This window comes from Chryseobacterium sp. T16E-39, from assembly GCF_002216065.1.
GTDB lineage: Bacteria > Bacteroidota > Bacteroidia > Flavobacteriales > Weeksellaceae > Chryseobacterium.
Genome location: NZ_CP022282.1, coordinates 889,119 through 906,238 on the forward strand (window position 1 = coordinate 889,119; position 17,120 = coordinate 906,238).

Sequence of the window (17,120 nt, forward strand, 5' to 3'; positions counted from 1 at the left end):
GTGTTAATATATCGTAATGTTCTTTTAGTATTTCTTTTTTTGGGGTAACTTAGTGTATATAATAAAAATATTGGCAATGAGTACCCAAAACGCAAAATCTGTACAAGAACTTATTATTAATGGAAAAACTTATCATTATAGTTCTTTAAAAAATCTTCCGCAAACTGTGGATCACCTCCCATTCAGCATTCGTATTCTCTTGGAGAATGTACTCAGGAATTATGATGGCTTTGGTATTACTGATGAACATATAGATACCTTATTACAATGGACACCCGCTCCTAATGATAAGGATATTCCATTCAAACCTGCGAGGATTCTGATGCAGGATTTTACAGGAGTCCCTGCGGTGGTAGATATGGCTTCTTTAAGAGCTGAATTTGTACGGCAGGGGAAGGACGGTCAGAAGATCAATCCGGCGATTCCTGTAGATCTGGTTATAGACCATTCTGTGCAGGTCGATTATTTTGGGACCGATTACGCTTATGACAGAAATGTAGAATTAGAATTTGACAGGAATAAAGAACGATATGAAGTTTTAAAATGGGCACAACACGGCCTGAATAATTTTACCGTGGTTCCTCCCGGAATGGGAATATGCCATCAGGTCAATCTGGAATATTTAGCAAAAGGAGTGGTCAGCAAAGACGGGTGGCTCTTCCCGGATACATTGGTAGGAACCGATTCACACACGCCAATGGTGAACGGAATCGGTGTAATTGCCTGGGGTGTCGGAGGTATAGAGGCTGAAGCTGCCATGCTGGGACAGCCTATTTTCTTTACATGTCCTGAAGTAGTAGGCTTAAAACTGACAGGGAAGATTCCTGATCACTGTACTGCTACAGATATGGTGCTTTCAATTACCAAAATTTTAAGAGATAAAGGGGTAGTAGGGAAGTTTGTAGAAGTTTTTGGTGATGGATTGGATCATTTAACGGTAACAGACCGTGCAACGATTTCCAATATGTCACCGGAGTTTGGATGTACCGTTACCTATTTCCCTATTGATGCACGAACGCTGGAGTATATGCATTCCACCAATCGTTCTCCTGAACAGATCAAAATTGTTGAAGAATATTGCAAAGAAAATCTTCTTTGGAGAACAGGAAAAGAAGAAATCATATACTCTTCCGTAGCAGAGCTTGATTTATCAACTCTGGAACCTACACTATCCGGTCCTAAACGTCCGCAAGATAAAATTTTAGTTAAAGACCTTAGCCAGAGATTTTCAGAAGTGTTAAAGGATGAGCATCACCGTACCTATGAACCCATTTCTAAAAGAACAGAATATGCCTGGTTATCTGATGGCGGATCCGGAACAGAATTTACTTTTGGGAAAGTCCCTATTGAAGGGGAGCTGCATTCAGAAGTCGTTCAGGATTCTTTACGAACCGTGAGAATTAAACAAAATAATTCAGAATATGTTTTAAGCGACGGAAGTATTGTGATCGCAGCCATTACAAGCTGCACCAATACCTCTAATCCTGCTGTTATGGTAGGTGCAGGACTCTTAGCCCGAAATGCTATAGAAAAAGGGTTAAGAACAAAAAGCTGGGTAAAAACCTCTCTCGCTCCGGGTTCTAAAGTCGTTACCAAATATCTGGAGAGATCAGGTCTTAATACAGACCTTGAAGCACTTCGCTTTCATACGGTAGGATATGGCTGTACTTCCTGTATCGGAAATTCTGGACCTCTTCCTCCTGCGATTGCAACAGCCGTTGATAACGGAGAATTAGTAGTAGCTTCAGTACTATCCGGAAACAGAAATTTTGAGGCCCGTGTACATCCGCAAGTGAAAATGAATTTCTTAATGTCTCCTATGCTGGTCGTAGCTTATGCTTTGGTAGGACATGTGGACATTAATTTAATTACAGACCCTCTGGATTATGATCCAAATGGACAGCCTGTTTATTTAAAAGACATCTGGCCTTCAAGAGACGAGATCCAAAACACAATTAATGAATGCATGAAGCAGGATGATTTTGAAGAAGTGTATAATGTTATTTTTGATGGTTCTGAGGACTGGCAGGACTTAGAAGTCAATTTAGATCAGAATTTTGAATGGAATAAAGATTCAACCTACATCAAAGAAGCTCCGTTTTTTGAAAATATCAAAGCTGAGCCGGATGCGGTAACCGATATAAAAAATGCAAAAGTTCTTTTATATCTTGGAGATTCTGTAACGACCGATCACATTTCGCCTGCCGGATCATTTAAAGAAGATTCTGCCGCAGGAAGCTATTTAAAAAATAACAATGTGAACAAAATGGACTTTAACTCTTACGGATCCAGAAGAGGAAATCATGAAGTGATGATGCGTGGAACTTTTGCCAACGTAAGGATAAAAAATAAAATTGCGGATAAAGAAGGAGGGTATAGCCGTTACTTACCAACCGGAGAAGTGAAAACAGTTTTTGATACGGCTATGCAGTACCGTGATGATCAGACTCCATTGATTGTTCTGGCAGGTAAAGAATATGGTTCCGGATCTTCCCGTGACTGGGCGGCAAAAGGTACTTTTCTATTGGGCGTAAGAGCTGTCATTGCCGAAAGCTTCGAACGGATCCACAGAAGTAATCTGGTGGGAATGGGTGTTGTTCCTTTGGTTTTCAATGACGGGGAAAGTGCCTTACTATTAGGATTAGATGGTACGGAAACCTATACCATTACCGGTTTGGAAGAGAATTTAGTTCCGCATAAAATGCTGAATGTAACAGCGGTTCACCCATCCGGAAAAGAAACGGTATTTACGGTTAAAGCCAGACTGGATTCCGCAATAGAAATCGAATACTATAAAAATCAGGGGATTTTACAATATGTTCTACGGGACTATCTGAAAAACAATTAATTTTTTAGGATCAGGACTACACGTTTATGAAAATAAGTGCAGGCATCTTACTGTTTAAAAAAGAAAAAAATAATCTGTTTTATTTTTTGGTTCACCCGGGAGGTCCCTTCTGGAAGAACAAGGACAGTGGTGCCTGGTCCATTCCTAAAGGAGAAATAGAACCTGATGAAGATCCGTTGAAACGTGCGCTCATAGAATTTACAGAAGAAACCGGACAAACCCTTAAAGGAGAATTTATTGAATTATCTCCGATCCTGCAGAAAGGAGGCAAAACAGTATATGCCTGGGCCGTAGAAGGGGATATTGAAACCTCACAGCTTTTCAGCAATTCTGTACAGATAGAATGGCCACCCAGATCAGGAAAACTGATTGAAATACCCGAAGTGGATCAATGGGAATGGTTTGATGCTGATGAAGCAAAAATCCGTATTAATACAGCGCAAATAGCCTTGTTATCCGAACTGGAAGATCTGTTGCGAAAATAGATATATCACAATTCTTTAATTAAACGAAAAGTAAGATTAATCCGCGGCTGCATTGGCTTTACCGATTTAGCGATCCGATGTTCCCAATGAAGCTGAAGATTACCTTTCATAATTAAAAGAGAACCATGGGAAAGAGGTAAGCTGTACTTCAGTTGATGATCATCCACTTTCCGGAAATCAAAATTTCTTACCTGCCCTAAACTTACAGAAGCAATCACAGGTCTGTTACCAAATCTACTGTCTCTGTCCCGATGCCACGCAACAGAATCATTGCCGTTTCGGTATAAGTTTAATAATACTGAATTAAATGCATACCCTGAAGTTTCTTCTAAACGCTTCTTTAATGCCAGCAGTTCAGGAATCCATGGGTTCACCACAACCCGGGTGCCGCTCAACTGATAGGATTTATCTTCATCCCCATACCATGCAGTCAGGCGTGGTGTCAAAACTTCTTTGTCGTACATTTTCTGAGTGGTCTGTATCCATGGAGCAGTTTCCATCAAAAACTCTTTAAGCGCTGTTGCTTCCTGTTCTGACAGAAAACCATCTGTATATTCCAATAACTCGTGTGGAAACTGATAAGATTCGTCTGCATCAAATAAACTAAGCTGATCCATTATAAGAAATCAAAAAAAATATCCTTTACTTATCTATTGTATTTTCAGTAAAGGATATTCATTATTTTAAAACGTTAATCAAGAGGTTTTCTCCCTGAAATAATATTGTAAAGAACCACAATAATCGCAATAACCAATAAAACATGCACCAAATAACCAGTGCTTATTCCCGGTATAATGTTTAACATTCCTAAAAGCCAAACAACGATACAAATGACTGCTACTAACCATAATAAACTTCTCATAATTGTATATTTTTAAGTGATTTATATAAATACTAGCATATTTTATGCCTTTTAAATCAAAAAAGAACGTTTATTTTTTTGAAAATTTATAATCCAGTGCTTTTATTTCCTTGCGTAACTCTAAAAACATCTCTTTCACATTCTGAGTATCTCCCTCATTTTCAAACTCCTGCATAGAGACACTGCAAGCATATTCCCAGATCTCCAGCAGGTCATTGGCAAGGATATCATAAGGCTCATAAAAAGAGTTATCCGCAGCTACATGAATTGTATTTTCTTTTCTGGATTTAAACCTTTTGTAGGTAATACCATCATTCAGTGTTACGAAAACATACGTTTTATCAGCTTTGAGATCCTCTGTTTTTTCAATATACTTTCCGACAATATAGGAACCATCTTTAAAGGGCGGCATAGAATCTCCTTCTACAGGAAAAGCCCGGTATTTCCCATTTGTAAGAAAGGGAAGTGAGATATTCTGAAGACTTTCAATATAGCCGGGATCAGTATATCCTGACAGATATCCCATCGATGCTTTCTGAGGAATAATTTCAATGCTGTTATTTCCTGTCTGATCTACCACAACAGGAAGTACAATCCGGTTGTCCGGAAGATTAACGATATCATCTAAAGGATATTTTCTGAGATCTATAGTGACCATCAGATCAATACTTATCCTGTAATACCGGGACATTTTAATCAATAACTCTATCGGAGGCTGGGAAGCACCATCCTCATATTTGGCATATCGGCCACGGGTAATCAACAATTGATCCGCTACCGCTTGTTGAGATAATTTTAATTGATATCTCAGATACCTTATATTTTCTGCTAAAATTGACATTGATATAAATTATATCAACAAAGGTAATCATTTTGATACAAATCGTAACTAATTTTGTTCCGTGGAACGATCGATTGTACATATGGACCTGGATACATTTTTTGTATCCTGTGAGCGTCTTAATAATTCAGAACTCAACGGAATCCCTCTGATCATCGGAGGTGGAGACCGTGGAGTAGTAGCCTCATGTTCCTATGAAGCAAGAAAATTCGGAGTTCGTTCCGCGATGCCTATAAGAATGGCTCTTAAACTCTGTCCTGATGCTAAAGTGATCCGGGGAGATCACGAATTGTATTCCAATTTATCCCATCTGGTCACCGAGGTGATACAAAGTAAAGTTCCGGTCATGGAGAAAGCGAGTGTTGATGAGTTCTACCTTGATTTGTCCGGAATGGATCAGTTTTTCGGATGCTATCAATGGACCAAAGAAATTGCTGCTGCAGTAACTAAAGAAACGGGACTTCCCATTAGTTTTGCATTATCAGGCAACAAAACCGTTTCAAAAATAGGAACCGGAGAATCTAAGCCCACCGGAATGCGTGAAATAAAACAGCATGAAGTAAAAAAATTCCTTGATCCTTTATCCATCAGGAAGATCCCCATGGTAGGCAATGCTACCTTTCAGCTTCTTTCAAGAATAGGAATCCGTACCATTCATACCTTATCGGATATGCCTGTCCTGGTCCTGCAACAGATGATCGGAAAAAATGGAATTGAATTATGGAAAAAAGCCAATGGAATTGATGAAAATCCGGTGATTCCTTATTCGGAAAGAAAATCGATTTCAACGGAAAGAACTTTTTCAAATGACACCATGGATATCGTCTCTTTAAAAGGATTGATATCAGGAATGGCAGAACAGTTAGCTTACCAGTTGCGGAAAGAGCGATGGCTGACATCAACGGTAACCATTAAGATCCGGTATTCCAATTTTGATACAGAAACCAAACAATGTAAAGTATCCTACACCTCTGCAGATCACACGCTTTCAAGGGTTGCTCTGGAATTGTTTCAAAAAGCTTATACCAGAAGAATGCGTCTTCGTCTGGTAGGTTTACGTTTCACAGGATTGGTTCATGGAAACCATCAGATGGATCTTTTTGAAGACACCGAAGAACTGATGAACCTTTATCAGTCCATGGATTACATTAAAAATCGTTTTGGGGCTCAGGCTGTCGGCAGGGCTTCCGGATTTGATTTAGAAAATAAAAACAGATTAATCTAAAAGCTATGTTTCTCAATTGTCACTCTTTTCACAGCCTTCGTTATGGCACATTATCCATTAAAGAACTGGTACAACAGGCTCAGGAATCAGGGGCCCGGGAATTGGTTTTAACAGATATCAATACCATTACCGGAATCTACGAATTTAAAACGCTATGTGACCAATGTGGTATAAAACCCATCGCAGGAGTTGAAATAAGGAAAGAGGGCAGGCTTCTGTATGTTGCTATCGCAAAAGAATTCAGTGGGATTGGAGAGATTAATCAAATGATTACGGATTATAACTGCAACGGAAAGAATCTAACAGAAACGGCTCCGCAATTTGCCAATGTATTTGTGATTTATCCCAAAGAAAATATTCCTGAAACATTAAAAGAAAACGAATTTGTAGGCATCCGGGAAGAAGAACTGACATTGCTTGTCCGTACGGAATACCAGAACCTCATCCATAAAATGGTGGTTCTGCATCCGATAACATTTGCCACAAGAAAAGATTATAACCTGCACTGTATTCTTCGGGCCATAGATAACAATACACTCCTCAGTAAGCTGACTGAAGATGAAACCTGCCATAAAACGGAATATTTCAAACGGGCACAAAGTCTCCGTGATGCTTTTTATCAGTATCCTGAAATTATTAAGAATACACAGCATATTCTGAATGTCTGCCATTTTGAATTTTCCTACAGAAATCAGATCAAAAATAAACAACACTACACCCGTTCTAAAGAAGGTGATCTTCGAATGCTGACCAAACTGGCTTATCTGGGATTAAAAAAGCGTTATGGTTTAGATCATGAAATTGCCAGAGCAAGGGTTGAAAAAGAGCTCCAAGTAATTGATCATTTAAATTTCAGTTCTTATTTTCTGATCGTCTGGGATATTATAAGATACAGCAACAGAATGGGGTTTATGCATGTAGGACGGGGAAGCGGTGCCAACAGTATCGTAAGTTTCTGTTTGGAAATTACGGATATCTGCCCGCTGGAACTGGATCTGTATTTCGAACGCTTCCTTAATCTTAACCGGCAGACCCCTCCGGACTTTGATATCGACTGGAGCTGGCAGGAAAGGGATGCTATTCTGCAATATATTTTTGATCGCTATGGAAAAGAACATGTCGCCTTCTGCGGAACCAATGTTGAGTTTAAATACAAATCGATATTCCGAGAAGTCGGAAAGGTTTTCGGTTTACCGAAAGAAGAACTGGATGAATTGACCAGCCAACGGATGGAACTGCATGATAAAAACCTGGTTGTAGAACATGTTCATAAATATGGTAAATTATTAGAAAAATTCCCCAATCAAAGGAGCATGCATGCTTGCGGAATTCTAATTTCGGAAGAACCTATTACCCATTTTACGGCACTTGAAATGCCTCCTAAAGGATTTCCCATTGTTCAGTTTGATATGAACGTTGCTGAAGATATAGGTTTTGAAAAATTTGATATTCTTTCCCAAAGAGGCTTGGGAACCATCAATGACACCGTTAAGCTGATCAAAAAAACCAGGAATATTGAAATAGATATCCGGGATACTTCCATTTCTAAAGATGAAGAGGTGTGCAATGAATACCTGGCACAAGGCAGAACAATAGGTTGTTTCTATATTGAAAGTCCTGCCATGCGTGGACTTTTGCGAAGGCTGAAATGTGATAATTATAAAATTTTAGTGGCTGCCTCTTCCATTATCAGGCCGGGTGTTGCCCAAAGCGGAATGATGCGTGAGTATATCTTCAGGCACAATCATCCTGATCAGTTTGAATACTTTCATGACGTTTTCAAAGAGCATCTGGGAGAAACCTACGGGATTATGGTTTATCAAGAGGACGTCATCAAGATTTCCCAGTATTTTGGAGGGTTATCATTAGCAGACGGAGATATCCTCCGAAGAGCAATGAGTGGAAAAGGCCGTTCCATCGAAAAGCTTCAGGAGGTAAAAGCAAATTTCTTTAAATCTTGTAAAGACAAAGGACATTCATTGGAACTGACTGCTGAAGCCTATCGGCAGATCGAATCATTTGCCGGTTATTCTTTCTGCAAAGCCCATTCCGCTTCCTATGCGGTAGAAAGTTATCAGAGTTTATATCTGAAAGTATATTACCCATTGGAATTTATGGTGTCTGTTATTAATAATATGGGTGGGTTTTACCGTACAGAGGTATACATTCATGAAACCAAAATGTCCGGTGGAATCGTCTGCAATCCTTGTGTCAACGCCAGTGATTTTCAGACTACTTTGCATGGAAAGGAAATCTATCTCGGATTCATGCATTTACAGGGGCTTGAAACCAGAATTGCTCATTTTATCATTGAAGAAAGAATCAGAAACGGGAATTACCAATCTTTAGAAGACTTTATCCGCAGAGTGCCTATCGGAATAGAAACGGTACAGATTCTTATTTTCATCGGAGCTTTCCGGTTTACCGGAAAACAAAAAAATGAATTGCTTGTAGAAGCCAGAATGCTTTTGGTGAATTTCAAACCGGAGAATAGGGGACTGATGCTGATTGAAGAACCCATTAAGGAATATAAGCTTCCTCAATTGAAACGGGAAACTTTTGAAGATGCCTTTGATGAAATTGAACTTCTCGGATTCACTGTTTCGTGCAGCCCTTTTGATCTGTTGCAAATCAAATACAGGGGTTCTGTTTTTGTAAAAGACCTTTTGCAGTATCATAAAAAAGAGGTAAAGATGCTGGCTTATCTGATCTCCAGAAAACATGTTCCTACCAAAAAAGGAACCATGTATTTCGGAACCTGGATTGATGTGAACGGAGATTATTTCGATACCGCTCATTTTCCGGACAGCCTTGAAAAGTATTCGTTTCAGGGAGGAGGATGTTACCTGCTGTTAGGAACTGTAGAAGTTGATTTTCATTTTCCAACCATCACCGTTACTAAAATGGCTAAAATGCCTTTCATTCCCGATCCAAGATACGCGTATGATAAGGACAGACAATACGATATTCATCGCCAGATCAAAGAAGATGTAAGCATGACCAACAGACCTCCTTATCCGCAGGCTCATGAAATCGGACTGCCCAGAAACAAGATCATATAAATTAAATTTTACTTCTTTTTATAAGGTAGGTTCCAGATCAGGTCAGCTGCCAGATAATGAACTCCTCCTTTGTGGATGCTGTGGCTGCCCCTTATAAGATCATCCATATACCCAATATCCACAGTGAAAGGTGAATTCGGAATATTGAACATATAATAGGCAGCAATACGCATTTCCCTATATCCAAAAGGAGTCCACTCATGTTCCGGTTCATTCAGGTAGCTTGTAGAAAACAATCCTTCTACACTTAATGCCAGTTTCTGATTATTTTCTGATGGCAAATTATAGGTGATCTGGCTTTTAATCCGGGTTCTTAATTGAAAGTTCTCTTCCACGCTATGAAAATCAGGATCAAAAAATTTTCTGAACTCCTGTCGAACCGTATTTTTCAATTTCCATCTTTCTCCTAAGTTAAAAGTATATGCATATCTCCCGTAAATCCTGAATTCCTGTTCTGTACCTTCTTTCTCATAAGGTGAAACCTCATCATATTGAGGCTGACGACGGTAACTGATCGCATAACTGTACTGTTGATGGGGAGCAAAAGAATGATAGACCTCGTGGTTTAATACAAAAATAGCTTGTTTGGAAAACGGGTTATCCTGATCCGGCTGGCTTTTCCGTCCTATAGCCACATAGCTTAAAGCTTGTTTCGTTCCTGAAGAGTCCAGTTGGCGCCGGACTCCAAATGCTCCCCAGAAAGCGGTATTAGCTTCGCCCAATCCTGGTGGGCTTATCTGGGCTTGTAAAAAACCTCCCAACAACAATAAGACTCCGGTTATTTTTCCTAATCCAAATGATCGTACATACAAAACATTCTCCATTGTTCCAAATTTAAAAGCTTTTCAGCTTTGATTATTATGTAAATATTTTTTAAAGTGTCGAAAATCGGGACAAATTCTGGAAGAATTCTGGAATCAATTACCATACATTTCTACTAGTCTACTAAATTAATAGACTTATATGATTTATTTCATGTCATCCGTTGATTAGGATTTATAAATAATTAAATACTTTTGACCCAGTTAAAAAAAATAAACTTTATTCTCATGAATAAAACTTCATCACATTCTTACTTACGCACTATTACAGCAACTGCATCTGTTCAAAATGAATATGGTACAGAGGCTTGTTTTTCACAACATGATCTTACTTTACAGTATATGTGTTTTGATTTTATGATGTGCCATATGATGATGAAGGCATAACTCTCCATTACTGTAGAAATTAAATCCTGCTCATTAAAGGTTTTTAAAACAGGAATATCCTCCTGTACATTTCAATTTTTTCCTCCGGTAAACCTTCCTGAAAAAGGAGGGAAGGGGATTATTATTTCTTAACCGGAAATAACAGTAAGCTCATATTTCATTTTAAACTCTACTAAAATTAATATATAATGAAGAAAAACCAATGTAAAATTGGTGCATTGGCCATGATCTTAATAGCAGAATTTGGCTTTGCACAAAACAGGGACAGCCTTGCCACCAAAGAGCAGTCCATCAAAGAAGTGGTGGTGGTTGCCTTTGGTAAACAAAAAAAAGAAGAAATAACAGGATCCGTACAGTCTTTAAAAACAAAAGACATCGCCAATCTTCAAAACGGAAATATCCTTCAGGGAATTGGAGGTAAGGTAGCGGGAGTGCAGGTCGTATCTTCAGGCCAGCCAGGTTCTCAGCCTATCATCAGAATGAGAGGAATCGGTTCCATCAATGCTTCAAGTGATCCTTTAATTGTACTGGATGGTATCCCTTATAATGGAAACCTCAACAGTATTCCCGGATCGGATATCGAAAGTATTTCTTTCCTTGAAGACGCTTCTTCCAATGCTTTATACGGATCCAGAGGAGCTAATGGTGTGATTATCGTTAATACCAAGAGAGGGAAGTCAAAGGGTCTTCATATAGAAGCAGACATCAGAACGGGAGTAAACTTCAGGTCTATTGAAGATTATTCCGTTTACACTTCACCACAAGATTATTACACCGCCTATTACAACCGGGCAAGAATTGGTGAAATCGCCAAACTAACACAACCAGGAGCGGTCCCTTCAGGTGCCAGCCCTCATGAAGTTGGAATAACAGCTCTGACCAGCTTGAGATATAATGCTTATAATGTACCTTTCAGTCAACTGATAGGGCAGGATGGAACTTTCAATAAGAATGCACAGCTCGTATATCAGGATAACTGGAAAAAACTGCTTTTCAAACCCGGGCTAAGAAGAGAGGGCAATGTAGGAATCAGTGCTAATAATGATCAGGTAAAATCTTATACTTCATTGAACTATCTCGATGATAAAGGATATCTTATTTCTTCCGGTTTTGAAAGATTCGGAATAAGGTCCAATCTTGATTACACCATTACCTCAAAATTAAAATTGATCAGTAGTCTTTCCTATACTTATAGTCAGCAGGATTTTGGTGAAACCGGAGGGTTTTCCAATCCTTTTCAGTTTGCCAGAAATATTGCTCCTTTTTATCCTGTTTTCCTGAGAAACGATAATTATCAGGTAGTTTATGATGGCAATGGAAATCCACTGTATGATTATGGGGATTCAACCGGTCCTAATGGAGCAGGAAGATCTTATGCCGTTTATGAGAATCCGGTAGCTAACCTTCAGCAAGACAAATTCAGGACAACCAGCAATCTTACGAATATCAATCTGGGGCTTAATTATGAAATTATTAAAGGACTGGATTTTACCTATAACTTTGGGGCATATCTGGAAAACCAGAAAAATCTTCAGTATGGTAATACTGTAGGAGGCACCTCTTCATCCGTTGGGGGAACCATCAATATGGGTTCTCTATTTAAACATACGCTCAACCATCAGCAACTCCTTACGTATCAGAAAAAACTAGGTAAACATAATTTCAACCTCCTCATTGGTCATGAATTAAATAAAATAAAAAGTGAAGGGTTTTCAGGATCAAAACAACAGCTTGTATTGCCCAACTCTTTATCCTTTGACAATGCTGTAAAAATAACTGATCTATCCGGAAACGGGTATGAATATGCTGTAGAAGGCTACTTCTCAAGATTGCTTTACAACTACGATGGTAAATACTTCTTTAATGCCAATATCCGTAGAGATGGTTCTTCAGTATTTTCTCCTGACAGCAGATGGGGTACCTTTTATGGTCTAGGAGCAGCATGGAATGTAGCTAAAGAAGATTTCCTTAAAGACAATACGGTGATCAATTCATTGAGGTTAAAAGCTTCTTACGGACAGCAGGGTAATGACAACATTTTACTGAATGATGGTACAAGAGATTATTTTGCCTATCAGGATATGTATGGGATCAACAATTTTGGTAATGACAAACCTGTACTTTCCCTTAAAAAGCAAGGAAATAAGGATTTAAAATGGGAAACCTCCAAAAACCTGAACGCAGGTTTTGAACTCTCCATTCTTAAAAACAGAATCAATCTGAATGCAGATTATTTTGAAAGAAAGGTATCCGATATGATTTATACCCTCCCGTTACCTCCTTCCAATGCAGGTTCCTACATAAAGTATGGTAATATTGGGGATATGATTAACAGAGGAGTTCAGGCTAACATCAGTGCTGAGATCCTTCGGTCTGATCAGTTTCAATGGAATGTATATGCCAATGCTACCCATTATAAAAATAAAATCACCAAACTACCGGCAGAGCAAAGAAATACAGGTCTTGTTTCCGGCCTGTTTATTCTTACTGAAGGAGGTGACCGGTATACGTATTACCTTAAGGAGTTTGCAGGGATAGATCCTTCCAACGGAGATGCCTTATGGTACCGTACTGCAATAAACCCGACCACCCAAAAAGAAGAAAGAACCATTACACGGAATTATAAAGATGCAACAGATTACAATACCGGAAAATCTGCGATTCCTAAAGTATATGGTGGTTTTGGAACCGATTTTACCTATAAAGGATTTAATCTTGCAGTTAATTTTTCCTATCAGTTAGGCGGATATGGCTATGATGATATCTACAGATCTTTATTCCATTCGGATAGCTATGCTTCCAATTATTCTACTGATCTGAGTAAGACATGGACTCCGGAAAATCCAAATGCAGAGCTTCCAAGGGTAGATCTTACCTCTACCAATCAGAATGGAAATTCTACACTTTACCTTATAAAATCAGATTACATCAGCCTTCAGGATGTTACCCTGTCTTATCAGCTGCCGGACGGGTTCGCCCAACAGGCAGGATTGTCAGGTCTGAAAATTTATGTAACAGGAAATAATCTATATCTGTGGTCTAAGAGAAAAGGGTACGATCCGAGAGCTTCACTGACAGGGGTATCCGATCCATATAAATACTCTTTATTATCCAGTGTTTCTTTAGGCTTTAAATTAACGTTTTAGAAAAATATGAAAACAATACAATACTTTATAGCAGCCCTGTCAATAGGCTTTGTGATGACAAGTTGTGCTAATGATCTCAATACAGTCCCGGACGGAGATATATCCGGTGAACAATTAAATAATGACCAGTCATCCCCAGAGAAAATACTAGGTGGAATATATCTTGACCTCCGCAGTAATGGAGCTGGAGGTACTACCTTGCATTCTGACTTTGGGATCATGGCCATAAAAGCGGGATCTGACCTGATGTCAAACGATGTTATCCAGATGAAAAATCAGCATTTAGGAATGTTTTATAACTATGATGCAACGAATGCCAGTAATTCTGCATCAGAATTTGTATGGACTACTTTTTATGCGAGAATATTTATCATTAATAAGCTTCTGGGCGATCTAAATAAAAGTGGAAATACCAGTAATAAAGCGATTAAAGGACAGCTACTTGCTTTGAGAGCCTATTCCTATTTTTACCTGATCCGTTTCTATGCCAACGACTACAAAGGCCATCAATCTGAACCGGGGGTGCCTTTAGTCTTGACAAGCAATAATCAGAGTCAGGGACTTCCCAGAGCTAGTATATCTGATGTATACAAACAGATTGCCAGTGATATTGAAGAATCTATTATACTTCTGGACAGCTATGCACGTCCCACCAGAGCGCAGATCGATCAGAGAACAGCAAAAGCTATTGCTGCAGAAGTCTATCTGGAAACAGGTGATTATGTGAAAGCCGGTAAATATGCGGAAGAAAGCAAACAGGGAATTGCACTGATGACTGAAAACGATTATACTACAACAGGATTCTCTAATATCAACAATCCTGAAGTATTATGGGGTTTCCACAATACAACTTCTACCATGAGTATTGGAAATTCCTATGCTTCTTTCTTCTCTATGTTTGACAATACCAATAAAGGATATGCTGGTGCAGCAGGGATCTACAAGCTAATAGACAAGCGGCTTTACGAAGCTATTCCTCAGACTGACTATCGTAAAAAAGTATTCAATGGAGCACAAAGCACAGCCTATACCTTTAATGGAGAAACAAGAAATTATCCTGCATATGTAAGCTGGAAATTTAAAGATCCAAGCTTTTTTGAAGGCGATTACATTTACATCAGAGCCTCATCGCTTTATTATATACAAGCAGAGGCATTGGCCAGACAGGGAAGGGAAGCAGAAGCCAGACAGGTTTTATATGAAATTACTTCAAAAAGAAACACTGCATACACTTTGTCTACCCAAACCGGAAATGGGCTGATCAATGAAATTATCCTGCAAAAAAGAATAGAGCTTTGGGGCGAAGGTTATGACTGGTTCGACATGAAAAGATTGAACGTTCCTTTGGAAAGAATATATCCGGGAACCAACCATACGTTTGGAAGATTCAATCTGTCACCAGATAAATTCAAGTTTCAAATCCCTAATAAGGAAATCAATAACAACCCACAGATCACACAGAACGATTAATAAAAACACACAGTTCATTCATATTAGCAAATTTTTAAGCAATTTGTACCCGGAGTATTATTTTCAATACTCCGGTTTTTTTATTTAAGTTGATCAATAGCATACATTTTGTTGTGAAAGAGTCTTTAGCGTTTTAATTATAAAAATAATTGTAATGATAGCCCAAGTGGTTTACCACGCAATCCATTCCAAATTAATTCGAAATCTAACCGCTATTTTGTACTGATTAATTAAAAAAACATGAAATTCATCTCATTTTTGGAAGCCAATAAAAAGCTTTTACTTAAGGCGACACTCATTAGCCTTGTTGTTATCTTTATCCTGTTGAGCCTTTTTGTTACTTTTATTTCTCCGGAGTATCTGGATCTTCATATTTCCAAGGAGATTCAGGAGAATCAAACTCAGAACCTCGATACACTGATGATAGGAATCAGCTGGTTGGGAAGAACGCCTGTATCTGTTGTAATGGTTTTCTTAACCTCACTTGTTTTTGTGTTATTTAAGTATAAAAAAGAAGCCCTATTTATTTTGTCTACATTACTCTCCGGCATCGTTGGATTGATTTTGAAGATACTCATCAACAGACCTCGTCCTTCTCAGGATCTGGTGGTTCTTTTAGAAAAAACACAATACCAAAGTTTCCCGAGTGGACATGTTTTATTTTACACTACTTTTTTCGGGGCACTGATTCTTATTTTTCTTCACATGAGCAAAATAAAGTATAGCATTAGAATACTGCTTATAACGTTGTGCCTTTTAATGATCTTTTTTGGAGCATTTTCCCGTATCTATTTAGGTGCTCATTGGTTTACGGATGTTCTGGGAGGATTTATTGTAGGAATAATATGTCTGTTTGCCATAGGATCGGTATATGTGAAAAATATAAAAGTCGTATAATGGCTAAAAAGCAAAAAGGCAAAATTGCATAAAAGTAGCTTCGCAATCAACAAATTTACAATTTATCAAATCTGCAATTCCGCGATTTTGCCTTTTTACAATTTTACGATTCAACGATTTAACAATTCCTCCCTTCTTTAAAAATGGTATTATTTTTGCGAATATATCACCACGAGTTGTTTTACTTCTGCTCATTAGAGTACATAAACACTCAAAAATATTCGTCAAACTTTAATTCTAAAGAATATGCTTAATTATACCTTACCTAATCAGGAGATAGCTATCCGCCTGCTTGTTGCTGCTGTATTTGGTGGTCTTGTTGGTTGGGACAGACAGCGAAAAGAAGGAGTGGCAGGCTTAAGAACTCATATGTTAGTTTGTGTAGGTTCATCTTTAATTATGATTGTTTCTGCCTTTGGTTTTAATGATATTATGGGGAAACCCTCAATTGTTCTTGATCCTTCCAGAATGGCAGCTCAGGTGATCAGTGGAATTGGTTTTTTAGGTGCCGGTACGATTCTTTTTTTAAGGCCTCAGGTTATAACCGGGCTTACCACTGCTGCTGGTTTATGGGCTGTTGCCGGTATAGGATTAGCTATTGGTGGAGGTTTATATTTTCCAGCTTTTATTGCAACACTGATTATCCTCATTATTCTGGCTCTTCTTAAACCATTTGAAAAAAGATTTTTTAAAAGCACCAGGGGCAAGACCATGGTATTATCTTATAATTCTAAGTTGGTCAGTTTAGCACAAATTGAAAGTATATTTACTAAATATGAATTGGTAGCCAGTGAAATATTTATTCACACAAATAAGAACCATACCTCCGATGAACTGAAAATAACTTTTGATTATAATTCAGCTCCCTCTAAAATATTGTCTGCACTGGATGAATTTAAAACAATTGAAGGCATTCAGGAAATCAATTCCCATATTTAGATAATGTGAAAATTCCCTTTAATGGTATCTGATTTCAACAGAGTGAATTTGATCAGACTTCATTTTTATCTTTAAATTTTAAATAGTTCCGCCAAACAACTTGCAATATTATGCAATTTTGCATAATATTGCAGTGT

At 38.3% G+C, this 17,120-nt stretch carries 13 protein-coding genes; 9 read left to right on the forward strand and 4 right to left on the reverse strand.

Features of this window, described 5'->3' with window-relative positions; genetic code table 11:
- Positions 1-76: 76 nt before the first annotated feature.
- Both acnA and CEY12_RS03815 read left to right on the forward strand, forming a co-directional pair.
- Positions 77-2,848 carry an aconitate hydratase AcnA gene (gene acnA, locus CEY12_RS03810; protein ID WP_089026427.1) on the forward strand — a complete coding sequence of 924 codons (2,772 nt, stop codon included), beginning with the start codon at positions 77-79 and terminating at the stop codon, positions 2,846-2,848.
- A 26-nt stretch (positions 2,849-2,874) separates the two neighbouring features.
- Entirely contained in the window at positions 2,875-3,333 is a 459-nt protein-coding gene (locus CEY12_RS03815) for an NUDIX hydrolase (RefSeq protein WP_089026428.1), read from the forward strand.
- Between the two features lie 5 nt (positions 3,334-3,338).
- Here CEY12_RS03815 and CEY12_RS03820 read toward each other — a convergent pair whose 3' ends face one another.
- The 3 genes from CEY12_RS03820 to CEY12_RS03825 form a co-directional block, all read right to left on the reverse strand.
- A complete protein-coding gene (locus tag CEY12_RS03820) occupies positions 3,339-3,950 on the reverse strand; it encodes an alpha-ketoglutarate-dependent dioxygenase AlkB family protein (protein WP_089026429.1) in 612 nt (203 codons plus the stop codon).
- A gap of 74 nt (positions 3,951-4,024) precedes the next feature.
- A complete protein-coding gene (locus tag CEY12_RS22195) occupies positions 4,025-4,195 on the reverse strand; it encodes a lmo0937 family membrane protein (protein ID WP_034684968.1) in 171 nt (56 codons plus the stop codon).
- Positions 4,196-4,265: 70 nt separating this feature from the next.
- Entirely contained in the window at positions 4,266-5,036 is a 771-nt protein-coding gene (locus CEY12_RS03825; RefSeq protein ID WP_089026430.1) for an XRE family transcriptional regulator, read from the reverse strand.
- 61 nt (positions 5,037-5,097) lie between these two features.
- On the opposite strand from CEY12_RS03825, the gene dinB reads away from it, so the two are divergent.
- Both dinB and CEY12_RS03835 read left to right on the forward strand, forming a co-directional pair.
- Positions 5,098-6,261 carry a DNA polymerase IV gene (gene dinB, locus CEY12_RS03830; protein WP_089026431.1) on the forward strand — a complete coding sequence of 388 codons (1,164 nt, stop codon included), beginning with the start codon at positions 5,098-5,100 and terminating at the stop codon, positions 6,259-6,261.
- Positions 6,262-6,266: 5 nt separating this feature from the next.
- Positions 6,267-9,323 (forward strand): DNA polymerase III subunit alpha, encoded by a 3,057-nt coding sequence (locus CEY12_RS03835; protein WP_089026432.1) that lies wholly within the window; start codon positions 6,267-6,269, stop codon positions 9,321-9,323.
- An 8-nt stretch (positions 9,324-9,331) separates the two neighbouring features.
- Here CEY12_RS03835 and CEY12_RS03840 read toward each other — a convergent pair whose 3' ends face one another.
- On the reverse strand, positions 9,332-10,147 hold the full coding sequence (locus tag CEY12_RS03840) for a DUF2490 domain-containing protein (RefSeq protein ID WP_089026433.1): 816 nt from the start codon (positions 10,145-10,147) through the stop codon (positions 9,332-9,334).
- A gap of 225 nt (positions 10,148-10,372) precedes the next feature.
- Here CEY12_RS03840 and CEY12_RS22200 point away from each other — a divergent pair, with 225 nt between their 5' ends.
- From CEY12_RS22200 to CEY12_RS03865, 5 genes are all read left to right on the forward strand, one after another.
- Positions 10,373-10,531, forward strand: coding sequence for a hypothetical protein (locus CEY12_RS22200; RefSeq protein WP_157676749.1), 159 nt, complete (start codon positions 10,373-10,375; stop codon positions 10,529-10,531).
- 188 nt (positions 10,532-10,719) lie between these two features.
- Entirely contained in the window at positions 10,720-13,677 is a 2,958-nt protein-coding gene (locus CEY12_RS03845; protein WP_089026434.1) for a SusC/RagA family TonB-linked outer membrane protein, read from the forward strand.
- 6 nt (positions 13,678-13,683) lie between these two features.
- The gene (locus CEY12_RS03850; protein WP_089026435.1) at positions 13,684-15,147 is read left to right on the forward strand and encodes a RagB/SusD family nutrient uptake outer membrane protein; all 1,464 of its coding nucleotides are present in this window, start codon (positions 13,684-13,686) and stop codon (positions 15,145-15,147) included.
- 240 nt (positions 15,148-15,387) lie between these two features.
- The gene (locus CEY12_RS03855) at positions 15,388-16,044 is read left to right on the forward strand and encodes a phosphatase PAP2 family protein (protein WP_089026436.1); all 657 of its coding nucleotides are present in this window, start codon (positions 15,388-15,390) and stop codon (positions 16,042-16,044) included.
- 246 nt (positions 16,045-16,290) lie between these two features.
- Positions 16,291-16,983, forward strand: a complete 693-nt coding sequence (locus tag CEY12_RS03865) for an MgtC/SapB family protein (protein WP_089026438.1) — start codon at positions 16,291-16,293, stop codon at positions 16,981-16,983.
- Positions 16,984-17,120 lie beyond the last annotated feature (137 nt).

Coding starts and splice junctions, on each gene's coding strand:
- CEY12_RS03865 (WP_089026438.1), top strand. CDS start 16,291: ATGCTTAATTATACCTTACCTAATCAGGAGATAGCTATCCGCCTGCTT.
- CEY12_RS03815 (WP_089026428.1), top strand. CDS start 2,875: ATGAAAATAAGTGCAGGCATCTTACTGTTTAAAAAAGAAAAAAATAAT.
- CEY12_RS03840 (WP_089026433.1), bottom strand. CDS start 10,147: ATGGAGAATGTTTTGTATGTACGATCATTTGGATTAGGAAAAATAACC.
- CEY12_RS03855 (WP_089026436.1), top strand. CDS start 15,388: ATGAAATTCATCTCATTTTTGGAAGCCAATAAAAAGCTTTTACTTAAG.
- CEY12_RS03845 (WP_089026434.1), top strand. CDS start 10,720: ATGAAGAAAAACCAATGTAAAATTGGTGCATTGGCCATGATCTTAATA.
- CEY12_RS03820 (WP_089026429.1), bottom strand. CDS start 3,950: ATGGATCAGCTTAGTTTATTTGATGCAGACGAATCTTATCAGTTTCCA.
- CEY12_RS03825 (WP_089026430.1), bottom strand. CDS start 5,036: ATGTCAATTTTAGCAGAAAATATAAGGTATCTGAGATATCAATTAAAA.
- CEY12_RS03850 (WP_089026435.1), top strand. CDS start 13,684: ATGAAAACAATACAATACTTTATAGCAGCCCTGTCAATAGGCTTTGTG.
- acnA (WP_089026427.1), top strand. CDS start 77: ATGAGTACCCAAAACGCAAAATCTGTACAAGAACTTATTATTAATGGA.
- CEY12_RS22195 (WP_034684968.1), bottom strand. CDS start 4,195: ATGAGAAGTTTATTATGGTTAGTAGCAGTCATTTGTATCGTTGTTTGG.
- CEY12_RS22200 (WP_157676749.1), top strand. CDS start 10,373: ATGAATAAAACTTCATCACATTCTTACTTACGCACTATTACAGCAACT.
- CEY12_RS03835 (WP_089026432.1), top strand. CDS start 6,267: ATGTTTCTCAATTGTCACTCTTTTCACAGCCTTCGTTATGGCACATTA.